The organism is Alkalihalobacillus sp. BA299, assembly GCF_017745675.1.
In the GTDB taxonomy this organism is placed as follows: domain Bacteria; phylum Bacillota; class Bacilli; order Bacillales; family Bacillaceae_F; genus Alkalihalobacterium.
This window is the reverse complement of record NZ_JAFLJM010000011.1, coordinates 78,973-104,439: the sequence shown is the minus strand read 5'-3', so window position 1 is coordinate 104,439 and position 25,467 is coordinate 78,973. Positions and strand designations below refer to the sequence as shown.

23 protein-coding genes are annotated in these 25,467 nt (G+C 37.4%); 15 read left to right on the top strand and 8 right to left on the bottom strand.

Annotation, left to right across the window (positions count from 1 at the left end):
- Positions 1-12: 12 nt before the first annotated feature.
- From fba to rpiB, 6 genes are all read right to left on the bottom strand, one after another.
- Positions 13-894 (bottom strand): class II fructose-1,6-bisphosphate aldolase, encoded by an 882-nt coding sequence (fba, locus tag J0N78_RS15265; protein WP_209123978.1) that lies wholly within the window; start codon positions 892-894, stop codon positions 13-15.
- Complete coding sequence (tkt, locus tag J0N78_RS15260; RefSeq protein WP_209123977.1) at positions 885-2,891, bottom strand: transketolase; 2,007 nt, start codon at positions 2,889-2,891, stop codon at positions 885-887. Before tkt ends, fba begins: the two co-directional genes overlap by 10 nt.
- 173 nt (positions 2,892-3,064) lie before the next feature.
- Positions 3,065-4,018, bottom strand: a complete 954-nt coding sequence (gene glpX / locus J0N78_RS15255; RefSeq protein ID WP_209123976.1) for a class II fructose-bisphosphatase — start codon at positions 4,016-4,018, stop codon at positions 3,065-3,067.
- A gap of 60 nt (positions 4,019-4,078) precedes the next feature.
- Positions 4,079-4,720, bottom strand: a complete 642-nt coding sequence (gene dhaL, locus J0N78_RS15250) for a dihydroxyacetone kinase subunit DhaL (RefSeq protein WP_209123975.1) — start codon at positions 4,718-4,720, stop codon at positions 4,079-4,081.
- 16 nt (positions 4,721-4,736) lie between these two features.
- A complete protein-coding gene (locus J0N78_RS15245) occupies positions 4,737-5,741 on the bottom strand; it encodes a dihydroxyacetone kinase subunit DhaK (protein ID WP_209123958.1) in 1,005 nt (334 codons plus the stop codon).
- Positions 5,725-6,201: a ribose 5-phosphate isomerase B gene (gene rpiB, locus J0N78_RS15240; protein ID WP_209123974.1), complete on the bottom strand. Its 477-nt coding sequence runs from the start codon at positions 6,199-6,201 to the stop codon at positions 5,725-5,727. Before rpiB ends, J0N78_RS15245 begins: the two co-directional genes overlap by 17 nt.
- A 214-nt stretch (positions 6,202-6,415) precedes the next feature.
- Between rpiB and J0N78_RS15235 the strand changes: the two genes are divergently transcribed.
- The 15 genes from J0N78_RS15235 (at position 6,416) to xylB (J0N78_RS15165) (ending at position 23,660) form a co-directional block, all read left to right on the top strand.
- Positions 6,416-7,174 (top strand): DeoR/GlpR family DNA-binding transcription regulator, encoded by a 759-nt coding sequence (locus J0N78_RS15235; protein ID WP_247747361.1) that lies wholly within the window; start codon positions 6,416-6,418, stop codon positions 7,172-7,174.
- Positions 7,175-7,696: 522 nt separating this feature from the next.
- Positions 7,697-8,419, top strand: a complete 723-nt coding sequence (locus J0N78_RS15230; protein ID WP_209123972.1) for an SDR family NAD(P)-dependent oxidoreductase — start codon at positions 7,697-7,699, stop codon at positions 8,417-8,419.
- Positions 8,412-9,194 (top strand): SDR family NAD(P)-dependent oxidoreductase, encoded by a 783-nt coding sequence (locus tag J0N78_RS15225; RefSeq protein WP_209123971.1) that lies wholly within the window; start codon positions 8,412-8,414, stop codon positions 9,192-9,194. The genes J0N78_RS15230 and J0N78_RS15225 overlap by 8 nt, the downstream gene beginning before the upstream one ends.
- 21 nt (positions 9,195-9,215) lie before the next feature.
- Entirely contained in the window at positions 9,216-10,715 is a 1,500-nt protein-coding gene (gene xylB / locus J0N78_RS15220) for a xylulokinase (protein WP_209123970.1), read from the top strand.
- Between the two features lie 32 nt (positions 10,716-10,747).
- Positions 10,748-11,524 (top strand): Cof-type HAD-IIB family hydrolase, encoded by a 777-nt coding sequence (locus tag J0N78_RS15215; RefSeq protein WP_209123969.1) that lies wholly within the window; start codon positions 10,748-10,750, stop codon positions 11,522-11,524.
- A gap of 395 nt (positions 11,525-11,919) precedes the next feature.
- The gene (locus J0N78_RS15210) at positions 11,920-12,696 is read left to right on the top strand and encodes an SDR family NAD(P)-dependent oxidoreductase (protein ID WP_209123968.1); all 777 of its coding nucleotides are present in this window, start codon (positions 11,920-11,922) and stop codon (positions 12,694-12,696) included.
- Positions 12,697-12,772: 76 nt separating this feature from the next.
- Entirely contained in the window at positions 12,773-14,308 is a 1,536-nt protein-coding gene (locus tag J0N78_RS15205) for a sugar ABC transporter ATP-binding protein (protein WP_209123967.1), read from the top strand.
- Positions 14,289-15,272 carry an ABC transporter permease gene (locus tag J0N78_RS15200; RefSeq protein WP_247747343.1) on the top strand — a complete coding sequence of 328 codons (984 nt, stop codon included), beginning with the start codon at positions 14,289-14,291 and terminating at the stop codon, positions 15,270-15,272. The genes J0N78_RS15205 and J0N78_RS15200 overlap by 20 nt, the downstream gene beginning before the upstream one ends.
- A gap of 130 nt (positions 15,273-15,402) precedes the next feature.
- Positions 15,403-16,410, top strand: a complete 1,008-nt coding sequence (locus J0N78_RS15195; protein ID WP_209123966.1) for a substrate-binding domain-containing protein — start codon at positions 15,403-15,405, stop codon at positions 16,408-16,410.
- A 131-nt stretch (positions 16,411-16,541) separates the two neighbouring features.
- Entirely contained in the window at positions 16,542-17,585 is a 1,044-nt protein-coding gene (locus J0N78_RS15190; RefSeq protein WP_209123965.1) for an NAD(P)-dependent alcohol dehydrogenase, read from the top strand.
- Positions 17,586-17,630: 45 nt separating this feature from the next.
- A complete protein-coding gene (locus J0N78_RS15185) occupies positions 17,631-18,659 on the top strand; it encodes a zinc-dependent alcohol dehydrogenase family protein (RefSeq protein ID WP_209123964.1) in 1,029 nt (342 codons plus the stop codon).
- A 167-nt stretch (positions 18,660-18,826) separates the two neighbouring features.
- The gene (locus J0N78_RS15180; RefSeq protein WP_209123963.1) at positions 18,827-19,663 is read left to right on the top strand and encodes a class I fructose-bisphosphate aldolase; all 837 of its coding nucleotides are present in this window, start codon (positions 18,827-18,829) and stop codon (positions 19,661-19,663) included.
- A gap of 3 nt (positions 19,664-19,666) precedes the next feature.
- Positions 19,667-20,818, top strand: a complete 1,152-nt coding sequence (locus J0N78_RS15175) for a Gfo/Idh/MocA family protein (protein ID WP_209123962.1) — start codon at positions 19,667-19,669, stop codon at positions 20,816-20,818.
- Positions 20,819-20,846: 28 nt separating this feature from the next.
- Entirely contained in the window at positions 20,847-22,058 is a 1,212-nt protein-coding gene (locus J0N78_RS15170) for a carbohydrate kinase family protein (RefSeq protein WP_209123961.1), read from the top strand.
- Between the two features lie 72 nt (positions 22,059-22,130).
- On the top strand, positions 22,131-23,660 hold the full coding sequence (gene xylB, locus J0N78_RS15165; RefSeq protein WP_209123960.1) for a xylulokinase: 1,530 nt from the start codon (positions 22,131-22,133) through the stop codon (positions 23,658-23,660).
- A 142-nt stretch (positions 23,661-23,802) separates the two neighbouring features.
- On the opposite strand, the gene dhaL (J0N78_RS15160) is transcribed toward xylB (J0N78_RS15165), so the two are convergent.
- Both dhaL (J0N78_RS15160) and J0N78_RS15155 read right to left on the bottom strand, forming a co-directional pair.
- The gene (gene dhaL, locus J0N78_RS15160; RefSeq protein ID WP_209123959.1) at positions 23,803-24,441 is read right to left on the bottom strand and encodes a dihydroxyacetone kinase subunit DhaL; all 639 of its coding nucleotides are present in this window, start codon (positions 24,439-24,441) and stop codon (positions 23,803-23,805) included.
- A gap of 16 nt (positions 24,442-24,457) precedes the next feature.
- Positions 24,458-25,462, bottom strand: a complete 1,005-nt coding sequence (locus J0N78_RS15155; RefSeq protein WP_209123958.1) for a dihydroxyacetone kinase subunit DhaK — start codon at positions 25,460-25,462, stop codon at positions 24,458-24,460.
- Positions 25,463-25,467 lie beyond the last annotated feature (5 nt).

Below are 25,467 nucleotides of genomic sequence, written 5' to 3'. Positions count from 1 at the left end.
CTTAAAGAGAGATTAATTTCTTATCAGGACGCGTGCCTTATTTGATGAACCAAATACACGCATTTTACCTTTTACGGTTTCTTTAATAGCATCACGTGCAGGGTCAAGGTATTTTCTTGGATCATATAGGTCAGGCTTATCTGCTAAAATTGTATTAACGGTTTTTGTAGCTGCAATTTGACTTTCTGTATTAACGTTAATTTTCGCATGACCAAATTCTATTGCTTTTTGAATGTCTTTTGTCGGTATACCTGTACCGCCGTGAAGAACGAGTGGAATTCCAACGAGCTCATCGATTTCTTTCATCCGGTCAAAACCTAAGTTAGGCTCCCCTTTGTATGGACCGTGAACCGATCCTAATGCCGGAGCAAAACAATCGACTCCTGTTTCACGGACAAGCTTTTCACACTCAGTAGGGATTGCATAGGCTGCCTCAGCATCTTCAACGATTAAATCATCTTCTTGCCCGCCAATCCGGCCAAGTTCTGCTTCGACTGATACACCTAATGTATGTGCAACTGCAACAACACGTTTTGTTAATGCGATGTTTTCCTTAAGCGGGTAATGAGAACCATCAATCATTACAGAAGTAAAGCCGGCATGAATGGCTTCTACACATTTTTCAAAACTTGAACCATGGTCTAAATGAATCGCTACTGGAACCGTCATTTTGTATTCCTCCATTAACGACCTCACCATTGTAACGACTGTTTTAAAACCGCCCATATAACGAGCAGCGCCTTCAGAAACTCCGCAGATTAACGGCGAATTTTCTTCTTTGGCAGCAAGTAAAATTGCTTGGGTAAATTCTAAGTTATTTATATTGAACTGCCCGACTGCATATTTTTCAGCTTTTGCTTTTTCAAGCATTTCTTTCATCGATACTAAAGGCATACTGATTCTTCCTCCTTGATTAAAGCTTTAACTTTTCCGATAACATTTTCAACCGTAAAGCCAAACTCTTGCATTAATTTTTCACCTGGAGCAGAAGCGCCGAATGTATCAATGGTGAGTACATCTCCGTCACTGCCGACATACTTATGCCAACCGATGGAAGATCCCATTTCAATTCCTAAACGTTTTGTTACCTTTTTAGGTAATACTTTTTCTTTGTACACTTTTGGTTGTTTATCAAATCGATCCCAACTTGGCATACTGATAACAGAAGCAAAAATTCCTTCCTTTTCAAGTGCTTTTTGAGCTTCAATTGCTAAAGAAACTTCTGAGCCTGCAGCTAAAAGTAAAACTTCAGCTTCACCGGCCGCTTCTGAAATAACGTACGCTCCATTGCTGACACCTTCATAAGCACTTTCAGTCGTGCCTTCGATTGTAGGTAAACCTTGGCGTGTTAAAATGAGACAAGTCGGTTGATCTTGACTTTCTAATGCTAGCTTCCAAGCTGCAACGGTTTCATTGCCGTCAGCTGGCCGAATAACCGATAATCCAGGCATTGCTCGCAAAGAAGCTACTTGCTCGATTGGTTCGTGGGTAGGGCCGTCTTCACCAACAGCAATACTATCATGAGTAAATACATACGTAACAGGAAGATTCATAAGTGCTGATAATCGAATCGCACCGCGTAAATAATCAGAAAATACGAGGAAGGTAGCACCATATGCACGAAGACCGCCATGTAAAGCCATTCCATTAATTGCTGCACCCATTGCAAATTCACGGACACCAAACCATAGGTTACGACCACCATAATTATCTTTACTGAAGTTCGTTTCGTTTTTAATCAATGTGTTATTAGAAGACGCTAAATCTGCTGAACCTCCAATTAAGTAAGGAATAGTATTTGCAAAAGTATTTAAAGCGGCACCAGAAGATGCACGAGAAGCGAGTTTTGTCCCAGTTTTATAAAGAGGGGCGTTTTTAGACCATCCTTCAGGTAATATTCCATCTAGTGATAGTTTAAGTTGATTTGCTAACTCTGGGTATTTTTTTTCATAACTTTCGAATAATTCATTCCATTTTTGTTCTTTACTAATATTTGTTTCTTTTATCTGATTAAAATGTTCTTTCACTGCTTCAGGAACATAGAAGTCAGTTTCATATTTCCATTGGTAGTTTTCTTTTGTTAACTTTGTCTCTTCTGTACCAAGTGGAGCACCGTGAGAAGCAGATTTTCCACCTTTATTTGGAGAACCATAGCCAATGGTTGTTTTCACTTCAATTAAAGTTGGTCGTGCGTCTGTTTTGGCTAGTGCAATCGCTGCTTCAATTTCTTCAACGCTATTTCCATCTTCGACCCGAATAACTTGCCAGCCGTAAGCTTCATAACGTTTTTGAACACTTTCAGAAAAAGATAAATCTAGATCACCATCAAGTGAAATATCATTGGAATCGTATAGGACGATTAAACGTTCTAATTTTAAATGACCTGCAAGTGACGACGCTTCTTGAGATACACCTTCCATTAGGTCACCATCACCACAAAGACAATACGTATAATGATCAACAATAGGATATTTTTCACGATTGTAAACAGTGGCTAGATGTCTTTCTGCCATCGCCATTCCGACAGCCATTGCAATCCCTTGTCCAAGTGGTCCAGTGGTTGCTTCAACTCCAGGAGTATGTCCAAATTCAGGATGACCTGGTGTTTTACTCCCCCATTGCCGGAAGTTTTGTAATTCTTCTAGAGGTAAATCATATCCAGATAAGTGGAGTAAACTATATAAAAGCATCGATCCGTGGCCAGCAGAAAGAACAAAACGGTCTCGGTTAAACCAATTTGGATTTTCAGGGTTGTGGTTCATTAATTTTGCCCAAAGCGTATAAGCCATTGGAGCAGCACCCATCGGTAAACCTGGGTGACCCGAATTGGATTTTTCTATGCTATCGATGGAAAGTGTTCGAATAGTATTTATGGCTAAATGGTCGATCATGTTTTAATTGACTCCTTTCAGAGAAAAAATTTTTAAAAGTAATCGGGCAGTGAAATATCACCCTTAATGTAATATAAAGAAATCTACGTGGTAGCATAATATAAACAAATTGAATTTTTTCCTTAAGTAATGCATTTATTGGAGAGGTGAGTATTACTAATGAAATGTGTATTTTAAGATATTGTTTGTAAAAGTTCGTGTGTAGATTGGATGAAATGATATCTTCCGGAGTTTCCATAAGTAGTAAATGAATGTGTAGATAATTGTCCATGTTGGTTTGTAGACACTCCGTTTAATAAGTAGCCATCTGTAATACCGGTTGCGACAAAAAAGCAATCCTCACTTTTAACAATTTCTTTTAAGTTAAGCTTTTTATTTACATTTGATATTCCCATCCTTTTACAGCGTTGGAACTCTGCTTCATTGTTTGGTAATAAGCGAGCTTGAAAATCTCCGCCTAAACATTTTAAGGCAACAGCAGTTACTACTCCTTCCGGTGCCCCACCAATTCCAAGAAATAAATCAATATCTAAATTATTTAATGCTGTAGCAATTCCAGCAGTAACATCGACATCATTAAATAACGTTACACTTGCACCAAGACGTCTAACTTCGTTAATAATATTCAAATGGCGTTCTCTGTCTTGAACGATAATGTTTAATTCTTGTATAGATTTTCCGTTAGCTTGTGCTACTGCTTTCATATTTTCAAAGAGTGGTGCATCTAAATCTATTTTTCCTGCACCTTTAGGTCCAACTGCTATTTTTTCCATATACATATCTGGGGCATGCAGCAAACTTCCTTTTATAGATCCAGCAATAACTACGATAGAATTTCCTTGGCCTTTAGCAATTAATTCTGTACCATCAATTGGATCAACAGCAAGGTCAAGGCTAGGTCCTTTTCCAGTCCCAACTTTTTCTCCAATATATAGCATTGGGGCTTCATCTAGTTCTCCTTCTCCAATTACAATTTGACCATCCATTGAAATTTGATTAAGCTTTGCTCGCATCGCTTTTGTACTTGCACCATCTGCTTCATTTTTATTCCCCTTGCCAATCCAAGGATAAGCAGCTAAAGCAGCTGATTCTGATACGTGTATAAAATCTAAGAGAAGATTGTTCATACATCTCACCTCTTTATAATTGAAATAGAAAAGGGGAATAACCATCCCCCTTATTTAAAATTAAACACTTTGTAAATTTTTAATAGAATAATAGAAGGTAAATAAGATGAAATAAGCAGAAGTGGCACCAGGGTCTAGACTACCAACAGATCGATCACCTAACCGACTCGAACGACCTTTTTTGGAAACTAAATCTTTCGTCGATTCCATACCTTGTTTGGCTTTTTCTAGTGCACTGTTGAATACTTGTAAGAAGTCTCCTTGTTCGTGTTGTTTTAGTGTTTCCACTAGTGGGGCAAACGTATCCACCATGGTTTTATCTCCGACTTCAGCTTTCCCACGATCCTGTATGCCGTCACCGAAGGTAATCCAAAATTGAATGAAATCAGAACCGTCTAACTGTTCTTTTCCTTCAAATATTTTGCTTCCTCGTAAGAAACCTGTAGCATAAAGAGGACCAACCGAAGAACCGACGGCATTTAAAAACGTTTTACCGACTTCTTTAGCAATTAATCCGCAATCGCTTACATCTTGTAAATCGGATTGAATTTTTTCCCGGATCGCTTGCCAGCCGATTGACATCGTTACGCCGTGGTCACCATCTCCTGTTTTTCGGTCGAGCTCCGATAAATAATCTTTTTCTTCTTCAATTTTTTCTGCTATGTTTAATAAAATTTCTTTCCATTCCGTAGCGTTAATCATAATGACACCATCCTCCTTACTTTTGAACATACATTGGGCAATCTGCAGGGTAGTCGACGACTTCTGTTAACTCATCATCTAGTTTCATAAGGGTAATCGAACATCCGCCCATCTCTAAAGATGTACTGTAGTTTCCAACAAACGAGCGATGAATGTGAATTCCCTTTTTATTTAGAATTTCTTCGACTCTTCTAAACATAATATATAACTCAAGACGAGTTGTAGAGCCTAAACCGTTGACAAGCACTGCCACTTTTTCATCCTTTTCAATCGGCATATCGTTTAAAATATCTTGGAGAAGGCGGTCAGCTACATCGTTAGCAGGTAGCAATTCTCCTTTTTCTACTCCCGGTTCACCGTGATGTCCGAGACCGATTTCCATTTCGTTTTCTTCAAGAAGAAAGCTTGGTTCACCAGTTTGAGGCAGAGAGCACGGGGATAAACCGACACCCATTGTACGAGTATTGTCATTCGCTTTTTGAGCAATGCGAACGACTTCGTCTAGATCGTATCCTTTATCTGCAGCAACCCCAGCCGCTTTTGTTACGAAGAACTCGCCCGCAATGCCGCGGCGTTTTTCTATTTCTTCTTTTGGAGCAGAAGCGACATCATCATTGACGACAATACTTTCGACACGAATTCCTTCTTCTAAGTCAGCAAGTTCAGCTGCCATCCCGAAGTTCATCACATCTCCTGCATAATTCCCGTAAACATAGAGAACACCAGCACCTTTATCGATCGCTTTCGTTACTTGTAAGATTGGATCGGGAGGAGGAGAGGCAAAAATATTACCAACGGCTACCCCGTCAGCCATCCCGTGACCAACATATCCCATAAAAGCAGGCTCATGACCAGAACCACCGCCGATTAACACACCGACTTTTTTTTCTTTCGTTTCTTGTGCAGTGACTAGAGAACGTTTATTTTCTTCGAGTAACTTAATATAAGAAGGATGAGCTTTTACATAACCATCGATCATTTCATCTACGACATGAGTAGGATTATTAATTAGCTTTTTCATAATTTCCTCCTTGTGCTAAGTATTCATTTTCTTGATCAATAATTTTCTGTACTTTTCTCCCCGAGTTACCTCCAGTAAATTCTGAGTTAATGTATCTTTCTACTACATGTTTAGCGAGCTCAGGTCCAATAATTTGTGATCCCATTGTTAGAATTTGGGCATTATTACTTTTTTGAGCTCTTTCAGCAGAATAAGTATCATGACATAACGCTGCACGAATACCAGGTACTTTGCCAGCGGCGATGGCTACACCAATTCCTGTTCCGCAAATTAATATACCTCTATTAGCCTTTCCATCACGAATATCATTAGCTACTTCAAAAGCAACATCGGGATAATCAACTGCATTACAAGAATGACAACCGTAATCGATAACTTCGTGCCCATCTTCATTTAAAAAATCTTTAATAACTTCTTTTAATTCATAAGCATTATGGTCACAACCTAACGCAATTTTCATAAAAGTAACCCCTTTCAAAATAAAAAATCAATTTATTGAATTTAATGATATTTTCGCAATTTAACAAGTTTTTGTCAATCATTTATTTTTGTTTATTGTTATTTATTATTATTTTTTATTTATATTTTTTTCGTTTTGTTGTGTATAATTACGAAAATAGGTATAATCGAGGTTAGGAAATTAGTTAATTGAGGAAGTGAGTGTATTGGGAAAAATGTTCATAGAGGAGAGAAGAAATAAAATCTTAGATTATTTAGATAAGGAACAAAGAATTACGGTTAAAGTATTATCGAAAAGATTGAATGTTTCAGAAGCAACATTAAGAAATGATTTAAGTGATTTGGAAAAAGAAGGAGTATTAAAACGTACGCATGGGGGAGCTATTTTGCTAGATTATGATCAAAGCAAATATAGTTTTTCTACTAGAGAAAAGATAAATAGGAAAGAAAAAAATTATATAAGTAGTAAAGCGGAAAAAATAATTACAGATAATCAATGTATCTTGTTAGATGCAAGTTCTACAGCTTTAGAACTTGCAAAAAAGATTAAAACTAATCCAAAGAGATTAACCATTGTTACAAATGGTATTTATACAGCACTAGAACTAAGAGATGTTCCTGAATTTACGGTTATTTTAATAGGTGGTGTTATTCGAATGGGTTCTAGTGCACTAGAAAGTACAATTGATGCTGGAGTTTTAGGCAAAATCAACATAGATATTATGTTTACTTCAGCAAGTGGATTTGATTTTGAAAACGGTTTAACGGACTTTAATGTGTATGAAGTGGATCTAAAAAAAGAAATGGTCAAAGCCTCAAACCGAGTAGTGGCATTATTAGATCATTCGAAGTTTGGGAAAAGCTCTTTAGTATCATTTGCTTCCATAAAGCAAATTAATACGATTATTACTGATGATATCATTTCTACGGAATATAAAATGGAATTACAAAAACATAATATTAGCTATATATAATCTTATTCTAATTATCTAACATAATTAAAATAACGAGATTTATGTAAACGCTTTTAAAAAAAGCCCAGAGATAAATTTTTTGATATACCTTTTTTAAAAGAATAAGAAAGTATAGATTTCGAGGATGTCTAGCTATAGCGGCCAGCGTCTAGTGGACTTCGCTCCCCCTCCTTACGATAAGTCAACATCGGATCGATGAATCTCGCCGTGTTTCCTTTATCTCATACGGTGGGGCTCCAGTCCATACGCCGCTGAACGGGCGCTTGCGCTTTTCTTGCTAAGGGAGGGATGTTTTATAAAATAAAACAATAATTACAAATGTTACCTTGACTAAATTTTCAGAAACAATTATGATTCTAACAAATGTAATTAATGTGAACAAAAGTAACGATTGAAGTGCTGGGAAAATATCAAAAACGCTTGACATCATTTACCAAATACATAGTATCTGATTTTAAGTTGAATTAGGAAAACGATTAAATGAAAAAAGTAATCAAGTTTTGTGTATTAAGGAGGACTAGAATGCTACAAATAAGCTTGAATAAGAAAGTGGCTCTTGTGACTGGGTATTCTGGAACATTTGGAGATGAAATTTGTTTGACGCTTGCAAATGCAGGTGCAATCGTGTGGATTCATACTTTTAGCGAAGAAGAACAAACGAAAGAGATCCATGAAGCCATTCATGTTAATGGAGGAAAGTCTCATTCTATTACTGGTGATATTAGAAAACCAGAAGAAGTTCAAAAAATTGTCAATACAGTAATCACACAAAGTGGCAAGGTTGATATTTTAATTAATAATGCAGAGATATATGCGTCCAGGTCTTTAAAAGATATTACTCCTGAAGACTGGTTAAGAACGTTTGAATTCAACTTAGATATTCCTTTTTTATGCTGTAAAGAAGTTTTGTCTTATATGAAGCAATTAGGAGAAGGTTTTATCGTTAATATTTCGTCTGTCGCTGCTGTAACAGGCGAAATGGGTCCCGATTTTGCGGCATCAAAAAGTGCTTTAAATTCAATGACAAAAGGTTTATCAAGAGAATTTAAAGAGCATGGGATACGTATTAATGGACTTTCCCCATCAATTATTCAAGGTGGTAATGAAAACGATACGAATGGGAATCAAAGAACTGATTCAGTCAAAAAAGCTGTAGCAAATATGGTTGTGTTCTTGTGTTCTCCACTGGGTGAATATATGCATGGTGAAACCATTATGTTAGACGGAGGGGAGAGCGTTGGGTAATAAAATATGTAACATTCTCGTAATTGGTGGAGCAGCTGGAATTGGGAAAGAAATTGTTTTAGATTTTGCTCAAAAAGGAAATAAAGTAGCGGTTGCCGATATTAACAAAGCAGCAGTCGATCAACTCATTAGGGATCACCAACTTGAGCCAAATGTTTTTTCATTTGAAGTAGATGTCAGTTCCTGGGATAGTGTTAAAAGTATGGCAAAAAAAGTGAAAGAAACGTTAGGTGAAATTCATGTATTAGTTTGTTCTGCGGGGATTACTAAAAGCTTGAAATTACAAGATGTTGAGTGGTCATTATGGAAAAAAACGATGGAAATCAATCTACACGGCCTATTTTATAGTATTAAATCAGTTGCTCCCTATATGATGGAACAAAAAAGAGGAAGTATCATTATTATTGGATCAGGTTCTGCAATTACAGGATCTGGGGGAGGCGTACAATATTATGCTTCCAAAGGTGGTGCTTTTGGTTTGATGAGATCACTCGTTCCAGAGTTAGGTCAATACGGAATAAATATAAATGTAATTGCTCCACGTGTTATTGAATCGCAAATGTTAGATGTATTATATCCAACTGAACAAGCAAAGGATGAACTAAAGAAACGAATCCCAATCGGGCGTCTAGGAAAACCTTCAGACATTTCAAGTATGGTCGAGTATTTAAGTAAAGAGGAATCGAATTATATCCATGGACAAATCCTTGTCCTAGATGGTGGAAGAACATACCAAGGGAAAAAAGAAATTGTAGTATGTAATCAACACTTTTAAATAATAGGTTGGTGATCAAAGGTGAATTATGTTATAGGTATTGATTTGGGTACTAGTGCCGTAAAAATTCTTTTAATTGATCGTGAAGGACAGGTTTGCAAAGAAATAAAAAAGTCGTACCCTTTGATCCAAGAGAAATCAGGCTATAGTGAACAGGAACCTGAACAGTGGATCATTCAAACTACAAATGGATTAAAAGAACTGGTTAATAGCTTTGACGGAAATATTAATTCTATTGAGGGTATCAGCTTTGCTGGACAAATGGATGGGCTCGTTTTATTAGATAAGGATAACAATGTATTAAGAAATGCAATTCTTTGGAATGATACAAGATCGTCTAAACAATGCAGAAAAATTGAAGAAGTGGTAGGGAAAAGCAGATTACTGGAGATTACAAAAAATATGCCGATGGAAGGCCTTACCCTGCCGCAACTATTATGGGTACAGGATAATGAACCAGAAGTATTTGAAAAAACGAACGTATTTTTACTTCCAAAAGATTATTTGCGTTATCGAATAGTTGGCAGTATTAATAGTGAATATTCAGATGCTGCTGCTACACTGATGTTAGAAATCGGGAAGAAAAAGTGGAGTGAAGAAATATTACAACAGTTTAATATTAAGCTAGAAATTTGCCCTTCACTTGTTGAATCTAATGAATGTGTAGGAACCATTTCTTCTGATTTTGCCCAATCTACCGGTCTATCAGAATCAACTAAAGTGTTTGCAGGTGGTGCAGATAACGCTTGTGGGGCAATTGGTGCGGGGATTCTTTCAATAGGGAAAACCTTGTGCAGCATAGGTACATCCGGCGTAGTCGTTTCTTATGAAGAAACTCCAGATCGAGATTTCCAAGGCAAGGTAAACTACTTTAATCACGCTAAAGAAAATGCATATTTTTCTATGGGGGCTGCATTATCAGCTGGATACAGTTTAAGTTGGTTTAAGGATACTTTTGCTCAAAATGAAGATTTTGATTCGTTATTGGAAGGGTTAGCTGATGTACCAATAGGTGCGAATGGGTTAATATTTACCCCATATTTAGTAGGCGAACGAACACCGCATATTGATGCGGTTATTCGAGGGAGTTTTATTGGTTTAGATGCAACTAACAAAAAAATAGACTTTGTCCGTGCGGTTATTGAAGGAGTTACATTCGCTTTAAATGAGTCCATTGAAATTTTTAGAGATAATGGAATAACTGTCGATACAATTATTTCAATAGGGGGCGGTGCGAAGAATGAATTATGGTTACAAATGCAGGCGGACATTTTTAATGCTAAAGTTGTCAAATTAGCTAGTGAACAAGGGCCAGGTATGGGGGCGGCTATGCTCGCTGCTCATGGATGTGGTTGGTTTTCTTCATTAGAGGAATGTGCAGAGAAATTTATTAAGAGTGATAAAATTTATAAGCCAATCAAAGAAAATGTGGAAAAATACAAGGAGCTTTATAAGGTATACAAAATGGTTTATAGCCAGACTAAGTGTATTAATGAACAACTAAAATCTTTCAGGAAGTAAAAAATATAAAAAATAATAGAGAGTTGGGTTAAGTGATGGGAAAAATTGTATTTTTCGATATAGACGGCACTCTGCTTGATCATGAAAAAAAATTGCCGATTTCAACAAAACAGGCTGTACAAGCATTAAAGGATGAAGGCCATAATGTTGTCATTGCTACAGGGCGTGCGCCTTTTCTTTTTGAAGATATAAGGGAAGAGTTAAAGATAGAATCCTATGTCAGTTTTAATGGACAATACGTGGTTTTAGATGGAGAGGTAATATATAAAAATCCAATCAATGAACAGGCTTTAAAGTCACTATCAAATTTTGCAAATTTAAAAGAACATCCACTTGTGTTTATGGCAAATGAGGAAATGAAAGCCAATGTTACATATCATTCGCATATTGACGAGTGTCTGCAAACCTTAGGGGCTATTCACCCAGAGGAATGTGCTGACTATTATTTAGAAAAAGAAATTTATCAATCTCTTTTATTTTGTAAAGAAACGCATGAAAACGAATATGCAGAAACTTTTAATGAATTGAATTTTATTCGTTGGCATTCGTTGTCAATGGATGTAATTCCCTTTAGAGGATCAAAAGCACAAGGGATTAAACAATTCATTGATAAGGTAGGCTATCAACGGGAGAATGTATATGCTTTTGGTGATAACTTAAATGATATTGAAATGCTTCAATTTGTAGGACATGGTGTGGCAATGGGAAATGCACCCGATGTTGTTAAAAATGCAGCAAAATATGTAACAAAAGATGTTAGTGATGATGGAATTGTTTACGGGTTAGAATTAGTAGGGCTATTAAAATGAGTAGTTTGATAATTTTATTTTTAAAAAGAATTGAAAAAAATGTAAATGAGTAATATAATTTTAACAAATGTTACAATATAGAACTAATGTAATAGTAGTTAAAAAGATTTCCGTATGAATGTGGTGAAAACTTAGATTATAAAAAAATCATTTGAGTGAAGCCTTAGATTTCTTATATTATTTGTCAAAGAAATTATACTTTCTAACACAAAACAAAAAAATAAAAAGAAAATGACGGTTTATTTTATTTTTTTATTTTATTTGTTTAAAAAATAAAAATAGTTTGCAAATAAACAAAAACATATGATAGTATTATAAATAAATTGATTATAAACAAAAATAAATGAGTGTAAAAAAAACAAAATGAAATCAAATAATAATATGGAGGGAAAACGATGACAAATTATAAAAATCTTTTTGATCTACAAGGGAAAGTATCGATCATTACTGGTGGGAGTAGAGGACTAGGGAGAGAAATGGCAAATGCTTTATCTCAAGCAGGAGCATCGGTTGTGCTAGCTGATTTAAATGATGAGTTAGTTCAACAAGCAGCTGAAGAAATAAAGGCGCAAAATGGAGTAGAAACTTTAGGGTTGCAAGTTGATGTTACGAAGGAAGATCAAGTGAAAAATTTAGTTGATACTACAATAGAAAGATTCGGGAAAGTAGATATTGTCATTAATAACGCTGGTATTTGTCAAAAAATAAAAGCGGAAGAAATGAGTTTACAAGATTGGAAAAAAACGATGGATGTGAATGTAAACGGTGTCTTTTTAGTATCTAAATATGCAGGATTGAAAATGATGGAAACTGGTGGCGGTTCGATTATAAACATTGCTTCGATGTCTTCCTTTATTGCTAATACAGAGGCACAATGTGCTTATAATTCTTCCAAAGCTGCAGTGGCAATGATGACCAAATGTCTAGCAAACGAATGGGTAACTCATAATATTAGAGTCAATGCTATTGCCCCAGGATACATGGAAACAGATATGGCAAAACCACTTTTTGCTGAAGACGGAGAATTAAGACATGTATTAGATTATATCCCAATGAAAAGATTAGGAAAACCTTATGAATTAGGGGGATTAGCAATTTATCTAGCATCTGACGCTTCATCATATGCGACAGGTTCTGTATTTTTAGTGGATGGTGGCTATACTGTCATATAAATACATTCAATCATACACCGAAATGAAAACGTTTCCTGAAAAATAGGGCAGCTACGTTATGGGGGTGAATAGAGTTATGGAAGGTAAACAATATGTAGTAGAAATGCAGAATATTAGTAAGTCGTTTCCAGGAGTTAAAGCATTGGAAAATGTGCAGCTTAAAGTTAGAAAAGGTACAGTCCATACATTGATGGGGGAAAATGGTGCCGGGAAATCGACTCTTATGAAAATATTATCAGGTATGTATACACCTGATACCGGTGAAATTTATATCGATGGTCAAAAAGTTCAACTGAAAAGTCCGAGAGATGCTCTATTAAATGGGATTTCGATAGTTCAACAAGAGTTAAGTCCAATTTTAGATATGACGATCGGTGAAAATATTTTTTTAGGACGTGAGCCATTATATCCAAACACAAGGTTTATCAATTACAAAAAGTTATATCAGGATGCAGATCAACTATTAAAGCGTTTAAAGCTCAATTTAAATCCGAAAATGAAAATGTCCCGACTGAGTATTGCAGAAATGCAAATGGTCGAAATTGTGAAAACGGTTTCCTACGGCTCTCAAGTTATTATCATGGATGAACCGACTTCAGCGATCACGGATCAAGAAGTAGAAAGGCTCTTTGAAATTATTGATCAACTGAAATCGGAAGGAAAAGGGATTGTTTATATCTCGCACAAAATGGATGAAATCTTTCAGATCTCAGATGATATTACGGTTTTACGTGATGGCACTTATATCGATACGAAACCTGCCCAAGACCTCGATAGAGATAAACTAATTGCGATGATGGTTGGTAGAAATTTAACTGATATGTTTCCAGAAAAAGCAGGAAAAGAAATTAAAGAGACGATTTTAGAAGTGAATAATATTAGTTCTCCAGGTTATTTTGAAGATGTTTCTTTTACTGTAAAAAAAGGAGAAATTCTTGGTATCAGTGGCTTAATGGGGGCAGGGCGAACAGAAGTTGCTGAGGCAATCTTTGGGTTGTTACCAATTGAAAAGGGTGAAATTCGTATTAATGGTCAGAAAGCTAAGATCCAATCGCCGGTTGATGCAATCAATCATAAGATCGCTTTTTTAACGGAAGACCGTAAAGGTGAAGGTTTGTTCTTGTCAATGACTGTTAATCATAATGCTTCAATGACAGCCTTAAATAAGTTTACTAATTTTGGTTTTATTAATAAGAAGCAAGAAAGTAAAACGTCCAATGATTACAGAGACAAATTGAGAATTAAAAGTTATTCGATCAACCAACTTATTGGTAATCTGAGTGGAGGTAATCAGCAAAAAGTCTGTATAGCCAAATGGTTATTAACTGACCCTGATATTCTCATTCTAGATGAACCGACACGTGGAATTGATATTGGTGCAAAAGCAGAAATCTACAAATTAATGTCGGATTTAGCAAAACAAGGTTTAGCAATCATTATGATTTCATCGGAAATGCCTGAAGTCATTGGAATGAGTGACCGAATTATCGTTTTCCATGAAGGTAAAATCACAGGAGAGCTGAAGAGTAATGGGGTTACTCAAGAGGAAATTTTAGACCTTGCGACAGGAAATACAAAAGGGGGCGAAAAACTTGGAAGCCAAACTGGATAAACAAACAAAAACAACTAATAATGAAGGATTAAAAAAAATAGATCTAAAATATCTTCTTTCTGAATACGGAATTATTCTCGCATTACTTGCGATTATCACTCTAATATCAATTTTGACACCGAATTTCATGACTTTTCAAAATCTTATGAACTTAGGACGACAAGTTTCCATTAATGCGATCTTGGCGATTGGGATGACATTCGTAATTTTAGCAAGGGGAATTGACTTATCGGTAGGATCGATTTTAGCTTTTGCAGGGATTGTATCCGCTTCCTTTGCGACTGGACCAGACGGAAACTTTTTCCTCGCTGTTGTTATGGGACTTGGAGCTGGCCTATTGTTAGGTTTTATTAATGGGTTTACGGTTGCAAAATGGAATGTAGCACCATTTATCGTTACATTAGGAATGATGGCGATTGCTCGAGGCTTTACGTTTATTTACAACGATGGGCGCCCTGTTTCTGGATTGAGCGACAGCTTTTTACAAATCGGTGGCGGTTACATTTTAGGTATACCTATTCCAATTTTAATTACATTAATTGTCTTTATCGTATTTTCTGTCATTTTGTATAATACAAAATTCGGTCGACATGTATATGCGATCGGTGGAAACGAAATGGCTGCGAAAATCTCCGGAATTAAAGTCAATCGAACGACAATCTGGGTGTATAGTATTAGCGGTTTGCTAGCAGGATTAGCAGGTTTAATTTTGACATCACGTGTTTCAGCAGGTTTACCACAAGCAGGGGTATCTTATGAGTTAGACGCGATTGCTGCCGTAGTAATCGGTGGAACGAGTTTAATGGGTGGAAAAGGTAGACTATGGGGTACACTTGTTGGTGCGATGATTATAGGAGTATTAAATAATGGTTTAGATTTACTCGGGGTATCTTCGTATTGGCAACAGGTAATCAAAGGTTTCATTATTATTCTAGCAGTCATGATTGACCGCAAACGGTCATAATTGACATAAAAATTATAGCTTATTAAGGGGGAGAGTATAAACATTAACTATTAATCTATGATTGAAACGGAATGTTTCCGGGGGAAGTACAATTCAAAAAAATTATAAGGATGATAAGGAGGCAGTTAACATGCTAAGAAAAAAATCAGTATTATTATTAGTTAGCTTGTTCTTAGTAGCTCTATTAGCAGCTTGTGGTGGAGCGGAAGAAAGTAGTGGAGGTAGCGAGAGTAGTTCAGAAGGGGGCAGTAATACAAACGAATCAGCTGCTGAAAAAAGTGATATTACAATCGGTTTCCAAGTGTATGGTTTACAAGCGGAATTTGCGACGATCTTAACAGAAGCGATGGAAGCAAAAGCGGAAGACCTAGGTGTTGAACTTGTTGTTATGGATGGGAACTATGATGTAAGTACAGCTATTTCACAGCTTCAAAGTTTAGAAACGCAAAATGTTGATGCAATTATTGTCAATCCGATTGATGCAGAAGCTTTAAATAATACCGTTAACAGTATTGTTGAAAACGGAACTCCAGTTATTGGAGTAAATGCATTTTTAACTGCTGATAAATTATCTTCTTATGTAGGTTCTCCAGATGTAGTTGCAGGAGAAATGGAAACGAAACAATTAGTTGAAGCTTTAGGTGGAAAAGGAAATGTCGTTATTTTTGAAGGACCTATCGGACAATCTGCGCAAGTTGAAAGAGGACAAGGGATCGAAAATATTTTAAAAGAATATCCAGAAATTACAGTTTTAGAAAAAAGAACTGCGAACTGGTCACGTTCTGAAGCAATGGATATTATGGAAAACTGGCTTCAATCTCACGGAGACAATATTGACGGTGTAATTGGTCAAAATGACGAAATGGCATTAGGTGCATTAAATGCCCTTAAAGCAAAAGGAATGGACATTCCAGTTGTCGGTGTAGACGGAGTATATGACGCGTTACTAGCATTGAAATCAGGTGACATGGTTGCGAGTATTTTCCAAAATGCAGTAGCACAAGGTGAAACAGCGGTAGAAGTAGCATATAAAGCAGCACAAGGTGAAACCTTAGAAGAATTATATGAAGTACCATTTGAGCTAGTGACAGCAGATAATGCAGATGAGTATATAGAAAAATTTTACGGAGATAAGTAAAGATGAATAGGGATCGTACCGAATGATTGAAAGTTGAGATCTAGGGTATGGTCCCTATCAATCTATTAAGATGAAATAATTCTTTTAATAGAAAGATTAGTAATCTAATTTTTGAAAAGGGTGAAATAAGTATGTCTGAAAAAATGAAAGCTGCAGTACTAGTTGAACCTGGCATTATTGAAATTCAAGAAAAAGATATTCCAAAACCTTCTCCCAATGAAGTATTAATAAAAGTAAAATCAGTAGGTTTATGTGGTTCAGATGTTCACTACTATGAACATGGAAGAATTGGATCATTTATAGTAGAAAAGCCAATTATTCTTGGTCATGAATCAGCTGGAGAAGTAGTAGAGATTGGGTCCAATGTGAAGAATCTTTCTGTTGGTCAACGGGTTACAGTGGAACCTGGTGTTACGTGTGGTGTTTGTGAATATTGTAAGTCAGGTAAATACAATTTATGTCCAGAAGTAGAGTTTTTAGCAACTCCACCGTATGATGGAGCTTTTTGTGAATATATTGCTATTCGCTCTGATTTTGTCTATCCGATACCAGACCAGATGACTTTTGATGAAGCAGCAATGGCTGAACCAATTTCTGTTGGTATCCATGCTGTCCGCAGAGGTAGATTACAACCTGGGGAAACGGTAGTAATAATGGGCATGGGACCGATAGGGATTTTAACTGCAGCAGTAGCTAAAGCAGCAGGTGCTAGTAAAATAATAGGTGTTGACCTTGAAGAGTCACGACTTGAAGTTTCTAAAAAAATGGGTGTTACTCATACGGTTAATTTAAAGCAAGATAATCTGTTAGAAAAGATTAACTTATTAACAAATGGAAAAGGTGTTGATCTTGCTTTAGAGACGGCTGGGAACGCTAATGCCTTAAAATCTGCGCTGTCTGCCGTTAAACGAGGCGGTCGCGTGGTGATCGTCGGGATGCCACCTGAGGACGTTGCTACGCTGAATATTAGTAATATAGTAGGTGGCGAGATTGATATTTATGGAGTGTTCAGATATTCCAATACATATCAAACAGCCATCAATATGATAGAGAATAGTGAGTTAGATTTAAAAAATATCATGACGCATTACTACTCGCTTGATGAAATGGAGGAAGCTTTTGAAAAAGCAATAACAGATAAAACAAATGCTATCAAAATTATGGTTCGACCATAATAAATAAATCCAATTTATTCATAAAATAATGAGGGGATTGATAGAATGAAGGCTGTATATTATAGTGCACCAGAAAAATTTTCGGTAAAACCAGTTACAAAACCAGTTATTCAGGAAAATCAAGTTCTAATTGAAGTGACATCATGCGGTGTTTGTAAAACAGATGCTCATATCCATCAAGGTGAATTTATTGCTAATTTCCCATTAATACCAGGGCATGAGTTTGTTGGAAAAATTGTAGAGGTTGGAAGTGCGGTAACATCCTTAAGTGTTGGTGAACGTGTAGCTGCTGATAACACAGTCTTATGTGGACACTGTTATTACTGTCAACGTAATCAACCACTTTATTGTGAAAATTTCTATTCATTAGGAGTAACAGGACCAGGTGGGTTTGCTGAATTTGTAGCTGTAAATGCCGATAAAGTATTTCCAATTGGAAATCTCCATTTTGATGAAGCAATCTTTATTGAACCAACAGCTTGTGCTATTCATGGTACGGATGTAGTGGATGTACAAACTGGTGATGACGTTGTTATTTTCGGTGCTGGTCCTACTGGATTAATTATGGCACAGCTTCTAAAGTATTCAGGTGCTGGTAATCTTGTTGTTGTGGCTTCGGATCCGAATAAGCTTGAATTAGCTAAGGAATTAGGTGCAGATTACACTATCTTAATGGATAGAAATAATTACTCAGCGCATGAAGACGAGTTGAAGAAGCTACTTCCAAAAGGCTTTGATATAGTGGTAGATGCGACAGGTGCGCCAGTCGTTATGCAAACGTTAACGAAACATACAAAACATGGTGCGAAGGTTGTCATTTATGGTGTGGCTTCTGAAGAAGATACAATTACCGTAAGTCCGTATGAAATCTTCTCAAAAGAATTAAAGATTATTGGGTCTTTTGCTCAAACTCATTGTTTTGATAGAGCAATTAAAGTAATTAAAAATGGCATAGTCGATGTCAAAAAGATGATTACTCATCGATTTAGTCTTGATGAATTTGGGAAAGCAATGCAACAAGTGGATAGTGGAAAAGGCCATATTAAAGTAGTGATTGATTGTAAAGAGAACTAAAATTTTAGAAGGCTACGAAAGTTGATTTGGAAATAAATTGGTCCTTCCAATTTGATGTATAAGGGAGATCGCTCTAATTCTGGAGCGGTCTTTATCAATGAGTAAGATTACTATTTTTGTTGGAAACGAACATTTTTTGTTACAAATAAACTAAAGGAGAGTTGTATATGTCAGTTGAAGCTAGAATAAACCGATTATTTAGTATCCAAGGAAAATGCTTTGATGTAGCTATCGATCACGGCTTCTTTAATGAGTATTCTTTTTTAAAAGGGATTGAAAATATGGAGAAGGCTATTGTAACAATCGTGGATGCGAATCCAGATGCGATTCAATTGAGTCCTGGTCAAGCCAAAATATTACAATCCATACCAGGAAAGCAAAAGCCATCTCTCGTACTACGCACAGATGTAGCCAATATATACGGAAAAGAATTACCTTCACACTTATTCAGTGAATTGATTGATAGACCAGTAGAGCAAGCAGTTGCCCTTGATGCGGCATGTGTTGTAGTGAATTTGTTATTATTACCGAATCAACCAGAGTTATACCATCAATGTGTTCGTAACGTTGCAAAGTTGAAACCCGAATGTGAGCGGTTTGGAATGCCATTAATGGTAGAGCCATTGGTGATGCAGCCAAATGATACTCATGGCGGATACATGGTAAACGGAGATATTACCAAAATTGTTCCATTGGTCCGCCAGGCTGTAGAGTTAGGGGCTGATATTATTAAGGCCGACCCATGTGATAATGTAGAAGAATACCATAAAGTTGTCGAAGCTGCTTCTGGTAAGCCAGTCTTGCCACGTGGCGGTGGACGTGCTGCCGATGAAGAAATTTTTGCCCGTACGCATGCTTTGATGAAGCAGGGTGCATCGGGGATTGTTTACGGCCGTAATGTTATTCAGCATGATCACCCAGATCGTATGACGAAAGCTTTTATGGCGATTGTACACCAGGGGTTTGGGGTGGAACAAGCAATGGGCATTTTAAGGGGGGAATAATGGATGGCCAAACAGAAAATTCGTTTCGGGATCATTGGTTGTGGGTTGATGGGGCGTGAATTTGCCAGCGTCGTTTCACGATGGTGCCATCTTACAGGGGTAGACTTTCAACCATCAATCGTTGCTGTATGTGATTCCAATGAAGATATGATGAACTGGTTTGAGGAGCATCTACCAAGTGTTACGTTTAAAACAAACGATTATAAAGAGCTATTGGAGCAAAACGATATTGATGCCATTTACTGTGCGGTTCCCCATCATTTGCATGAACAAATATATACAGATATTGTTCGGGCAGGTAAGCATTTGTTGGGTGAAAAGCCATTTGGAATTGATCAAAAAGCAAATGAAGCTATTCTGAAAGTTATTGATGAACATCCTGATGTAATTGTTAGATGTTCCTCTGAGTTCCCGTTTTTCCCTGGTGCTTATCAACTAGGACAGTGGATTCGTGAAAACAAATTCGGCAAAATCATTGAGGTGGAGGCTGGATTCTGGCATTCTAGCGATTTAAACCCCAAAAAGGAAATAAATTGGAAAAGAATGGTGGCAACAAATGGTGAATACGGATGTATGGGAGACTTGGGAATGCATGTACTACATATGCCGTTAAGGTTTGGTTGGAAGCCTCAATCTGTTTATTCCCTACTTACTCAAGTGGTTGATGAACGTCCTGAAGGAAAAGGACAAATGGTACCTTGTGAGACATGGGATAACGCTATTTTATCATGTGATGTAAAGACAGAGGACCAGCATTTTCCGATGATTCTTTCCACAAAACGTATTGCTCCTGGTCATGCAAACACATGGTTCTTACGAGTAAACGGTACTGAGTTTTCGGCAGAATTTTCAACAAAAAATCCGAAGCAACTTGCTGCCCTTCCATATGAGGTTGGTGGACCACAAGCATGGCATATACAGGATGTTCCATATACATCAGCTTATCAAACGATTACAGGGGGGATATTTGAATTCGGTTTCTCAGACTCCATCTTGCAAATGTGGGCAGCATTTTGTGATGAAATCACAAATGGCAGGGAGAACATGCAACAACCGTTTTATTGTGCTGACCCACAAGAGGCAAAGGAGAGTCACCAATTGTTTACAGCTGCGTTAAAATCCCAAAAAACAGGTAATACGATTACTCTGACATAGTGTATAAAATTGAAAGGTGGCATGACATGTGAGTAATCAGCGGAATGATGTAATTGTGGCGGGGCATATTTGTCTAGATGTCATTCCAGAGTTGAAGACAAAGACAAACAATTTGTCAGCATTACTCCAACCTGGAAAACTGATTGATGTTGGACAAGCCATGGTTGCAACTGGAGGAGCAGTTCCCAATACAGGCATCGCTCTGCACAAGTTAGGTTTTTCCACTACTCTAATGGGAAAAGTGGGCAATGACGTATTCGGACAAGCGCTTTTGAGACTTATTAAGGATATAGATGTGACTTTGACACAGGGGATGATTACTACTCCAGGTGAAAATAGCTCATATTCAATTGTGATCAGTCCTCCTGGTGGAGATCGTATATTTTTGCATTGCCCTGGAGCGAATGATACTTTTTCTGCAGATGATATGGATATGGATAAGGTATCCGAAGCGAAACTTTTCCACTTCGGATACCCTTCGCTAATGTTTAATATGTTTCAGAATGAAGGGGAAGAACTCGTCAATATATTTCGAAAAGTCAAAGGGAAAGGCTTAACTACGTCACTAGATATGGCTCAGCCTGATCCTGAATCTGAAGCAGGTAAAACAGACTGGCTTCCGATTTTGAACAAAGTGATGCCTTACGTTGATATTTTTCTCCCCAGCTTTGAAGAAATAGTTTTTATGCTTGACCGTGAATTGTATGACAATTTGACGAGGCGAACAGAATCATCAGGTATTTTATGTGGTGCTAGTCAGCAATCCTTATCCCGTATAGCTGACCAATTATTACAAGCTGGCGCTGCGATTGTCGTTATCAAACTTGGGGAACATGGTTTGTACATGCGAACGACAGATGATGAACAGAGACTGGAAAAGTCGGGATTATTTAATTGCAGTAGTACAAAAGCATGGATGCAAAGAGAGTTGCTAATTCCGTGCTTCGAGGTTGAGGTGCAAGGCACAACGGGTGCAGGGGATAGTACAATAGCTGGTTTTTTGGGTGGTTTATTACAAGGGCTTACCCCTGAACAGGTATTGGAAGGTGCTGTGGGAGTTGGGTCCTTCAATGTTCAAAAGCCTGATGCGATAAGTGGTATTCCACATTGGGAAGAAGTGCAACGTTTTATTAAAAGTAAGCCTAGTGTTTTGGCTCCGACTATTTCCTTGGAAGGTCTAAGTGAAATAAGTGGAGGCAGGTTGTACCGAGGGCCACAGGATTTATGCTCTTCATCTTAGTAGAGGTGTTCATTGCCCTACTTTTTATTACTTTTAATTCGATCAAAAAAAGGATGGAATAGGGGAATTATCATGAATTATCTTATGGGAATAGATATCGGAACTTCTTCGGTTAAAACGATCTTGATTGATGAAAGAGGACAAATGGTAGCAAGCGAAACAGAAAGTTACGAATTATCTCATCCATTTCCGGGGTGGGCCGAACAAAATCCAGATACGTGGTGGACAGCAACTATCAAAACGTTTGAGAAAGTGTTGAACCATATTAATCCACAAAAACTAGCTGGCATTGGGTTATCAGGACAAATGCATGGGTCCGTATTTTTAAATAAAGATATGGAAGTTTTGCGCCCAGCTATATTATGGTGTGATCAGAGAACGTCAGAAGAGTGTGATTGGATTACAGATCATGTTGACAAAGACGTTTTACAACAAAGAGTAGGTAATAAAGCATTAACAGGCTTTACTGCACCTAAAATCTTATGGGTTAAAAAACATGAACCTCATTTATATGAGCAAATTAAATACGTACTATTACCGAAAGACTATATTCGTTATAAATTAACAGGTCAATTGGCTACAGAAGTATCGGATGCATCAGGAACTCTTTTGTTTGATGTAAGCAAAAGAACTTGGTCAAAAGAGATGTTACAGCAATTAGATATACCAGAAAACTGGATGCCACCTGTATTTGAATCTCAAATTCCTAGTACGAGATTAACAAAAGAATTATCAGAGAAGTTTGGATTAAAAGATAATCTTCAAGTAGTTGGTGGAGGCGGCGATCAGGCTGCAGGTGCAGTTGGAACAGGGGTCGTAGAGCCAGGCATTCTGTCTGTGTCACTTGGAACATCGGGGGTTGTATTTGCTTTTAGCGAAGAATTTTTAATAGATGAGGAAAACAGACTCCACTCATTTTGTCATGCAGTAAATAATAAATGGCATACGATGGGGGTAATGCTATCAGCGGCTGAAAGTTTGAGGTGGTGGATGAACAATGTCGGACAAGAGGAGCAGGAAGTTGGAAGAAAAACAAAAACGGACGCATATGAATTAATGTGTGCTGCTGCTGATGATGCTTCCGTCGGTTCAAATGGTTTAATCTTTTTGCCATATTTAATGGGAGAAAGAACACCGTACGCTGATCCAGATGCAAGAGGGTGTTTTATAGGTTTAACCACAAGACATACGAAAGCTATGATGACACGTTCTATTTTAGAAGGGGTAGCCTTTGGGCTTAGAGACTCGGTTGAAATTATGCGTGAACTCAATATTCCAATTGAGCAAATTCGGGTTATTGGTGGTGGAGCGAAGTCCAAAGTGTGGAGACAAATTCTAGCAGATGTAATAGGTGCGGAGGTTGTAACTTTAGAAAATGTTGATGGCCCAGCATTTGGTGTTGCATTATTAGCTGGTGTAGGTGCTGGTTTGTATAACGATATTGAATCTGCATGTGAAAAATTAGTCAAAGTCGTTGATGTTATGAAGCCGAATCAGGAAAATGTAAAAATATATGAAGATTATTATACGCTTTATAAACAACTGTATGCTAAATTTCAAACAACGTTTCAAGAATTATCACGTTTAGAGAAAAAATATTAATCAATATGCCCAGTATTAAATTAGATAAATAAAGGAATTAGCTAATGGTGTTTTGAAAAGGGAGAGGTTATCATCCAATTAACCTCTCCTTAATTACAATTACTTTTTTAATAACTTAGAACTGTAATTTCTTCTATGGAAGTTACTTATGTAATTTTAAGATTGAACCATAAAACGTCTCTAAAATAAAATAAGCAGAGGTAGCTCCAGGGTCTAGACTTCCTTTAGAACGTTCACCTAACCGACTCGAACGACCTTTTTTGGAAACTAAATCTTTCGTCGATTCCATACCTTGCTTGGCTTTTTCTAGTGCGCTGTTGAATACTTGTAAGAAGTCGCCTTGTTCGTGTTGTTTTAATGTTTCCACTAGTGGAGCAAACGTATCCACCATGGTTTTATCTCCGACTTCAGCTTTCCCACGATCCTGTATGCCGTCACCGAAGGTAATCCAAAATTGAATGAAATCAGAACCGTCTAACTGTTCTTTTCCTTCAAATATTTTGCTTCCTCGTAAGAAACCTGTAGCATAAAGAGGACCAACCGAAGAACCGACGGCATTTAAAAACGTTTTACCGACTTCTTTAGCAATTAAGCCGCAATCGCTTACATCTTGTAAATCGGATTGAATTTTTTCACGGATCGCTTGCCAGCCGATTGACATCGTTACGCCGTGGTCACCATCTCCTGTTTTTCGGTCGAGCTCCGATAAATAATCTTTTTCTTCTTCAATTTTTTCTGCTATGTTTAATAAAATTTCTTTCCATTCCGTAGCGTTAATCATAATGACACCATCCTCCTTACTTTTGAACATACATTGGGCAATCTGCAGGGTAGTCGACGACTTCTGTTAACTCATCATCTAGTTTCATAAGGGTAATCGAACATCCGCCCATCTCTAAAGATGTACTGTAGTTTCCAACAAACGAGCGATGAATGTGAATTCCCTTTTTATTTAGAATTTCTTCGACTCTTCTAAACATAATATATAACTCAAGACGAGTCGTAGAGCCTAAACCGTTGACAAGCACTGCCACTTTTTCATCCTTTTCAATCGGCATATCGTTTAAAATATCTTGGAGAAGGCGGTCAGCTACATCGTTAGCAGGTAGCAATTCTCCTTTTTCTACTCCCGGTTCACCGTGATGTCCGAGACCGATTTCCATTTCGTTTTCTTCAAGAAGAAAGCTTGGTTCACCAGTTTGAGGCAAAGAGCACGGGGATAAACCGACACCCATTGTACGAGTATTGTCATTTGCTTTTTGAGCAATGCGAACGACTTCGTCTAGATCGTATCCTTTATCTGCAGCAACCCCAGCCGCTTTTGTTACGAAGAACTCGCCCGCAATGCCGCGGCGTTTTTCTATTTCTTCTTTTGGAGCAGAAGCGACATCATCATTGACGACAATACTTTCGACACGAATTCCTTCTTCTAAGTCAGCAAGTTCAGCTGCCATCCCGAAGTTCATCACATCTCCTGCATAATTCCCGTAAACATAGAGAACACCAGCACCTTTATCGATCGCTTTCGTTACTTGTAAGATTGGATCGGGAGGAGGAGAGGCAAAAATATTACCAACGGCTACCCCGTCGGCCATCCCGTGACCAACATATCCCATAAAAGCAGGCTCATGACCAGAACCACCGCCGATTAACACACCGACTTTTTTTTCTTTCGTTTCTTGTGCAGTGACTAGAGAACGTTTATTTTCTTCGAGTAACTTAATATAAGAAGGATGAGCTTTTACATAACCATCGATCATTTCATCTACGACATGAGTGGGGTTGTTAATTAGCTTTTTCATAACTT

Bases quoted from the DNA above. Each gene is read 5' to 3' on its own strand.
- J0N78_RS15190 (WP_209123965.1), top strand. From the start codon at position 16,542: ATGTCTGAAAAAATGAAAGCTGCAGTACTAGTTGAACCTGGCATTATT.
- J0N78_RS15175 (WP_209123962.1), top strand. From the start codon at position 19,667: ATGGCCAAACAGAAAATTCGTTTCGGGATCATTGGTTGTGGGTTGATG.
- glpX (WP_209123976.1), bottom strand. From the start codon at position 4,018: ATGAACAATCTTCTCTTAGATTTTATACACGTATCAGAATCAGCTGCT.
- J0N78_RS15235 (WP_247747361.1), top strand. From the start codon at position 6,416: ATGTTCATAGAGGAGAGAAGAAATAAAATCTTAGATTATTTAGATAAG.
- J0N78_RS15180 (WP_209123963.1), top strand. From the start codon at position 18,827: ATGTCAGTTGAAGCTAGAATAAACCGATTATTTAGTATCCAAGGAAAA.
- dhaL (WP_209123959.1), bottom strand. From the start codon at position 24,441: ATGATTAACGCTACGGAATGGAAAGAAATTTTATTAAACATAGCAGAA.
- tkt (WP_209123977.1), bottom strand. From the start codon at position 2,891: ATGATCGACCATTTAGCCATAAATACTATTCGAACACTTTCCATCGAT.
- fba (WP_209123978.1), bottom strand. From the start codon at position 894: ATGCCTTTAGTATCGATGAAAGAAATGCTTGAAAAAGCAAAAGCTGAA.
- J0N78_RS15230 (WP_209123972.1), top strand. From the start codon at position 7,697: ATGCTACAAATAAGCTTGAATAAGAAAGTGGCTCTTGTGACTGGGTAT.
- dhaL (WP_209123975.1), bottom strand. From the start codon at position 4,720: ATGATTAACGCTACGGAATGGAAAGAAATTTTATTAAACATAGCAGAA.
- J0N78_RS15185 (WP_209123964.1), top strand. From the start codon at position 17,631: ATGAAGGCTGTATATTATAGTGCACCAGAAAAATTTTCGGTAAAACCA.
- J0N78_RS15245 (WP_209123958.1), bottom strand. From the start codon at position 5,741: ATGAAAAAGCTAATTAATAATCCTACTCATGTCGTAGATGAAATGATC.
- J0N78_RS15155 (WP_209123958.1), bottom strand. From the start codon at position 25,462: ATGAAAAAGCTAATTAACAACCCCACTCATGTCGTAGATGAAATGATC.
- J0N78_RS15210 (WP_209123968.1), top strand. From the start codon at position 11,920: ATGACAAATTATAAAAATCTTTTTGATCTACAAGGGAAAGTATCGATC.
- xylB (WP_209123960.1), top strand. From the start codon at position 22,131: ATGAATTATCTTATGGGAATAGATATCGGAACTTCTTCGGTTAAAACG.
- rpiB (WP_209123974.1), bottom strand. From the start codon at position 6,201: ATGAAAATTGCGTTAGGTTGTGACCATAATGCTTATGAATTAAAAGAA.
- J0N78_RS15205 (WP_209123967.1), top strand. From the start codon at position 12,773: ATGGAAGGTAAACAATATGTAGTAGAAATGCAGAATATTAGTAAGTCG.
- J0N78_RS15195 (WP_209123966.1), top strand. From the start codon at position 15,403: ATGCTAAGAAAAAAATCAGTATTATTATTAGTTAGCTTGTTCTTAGTA.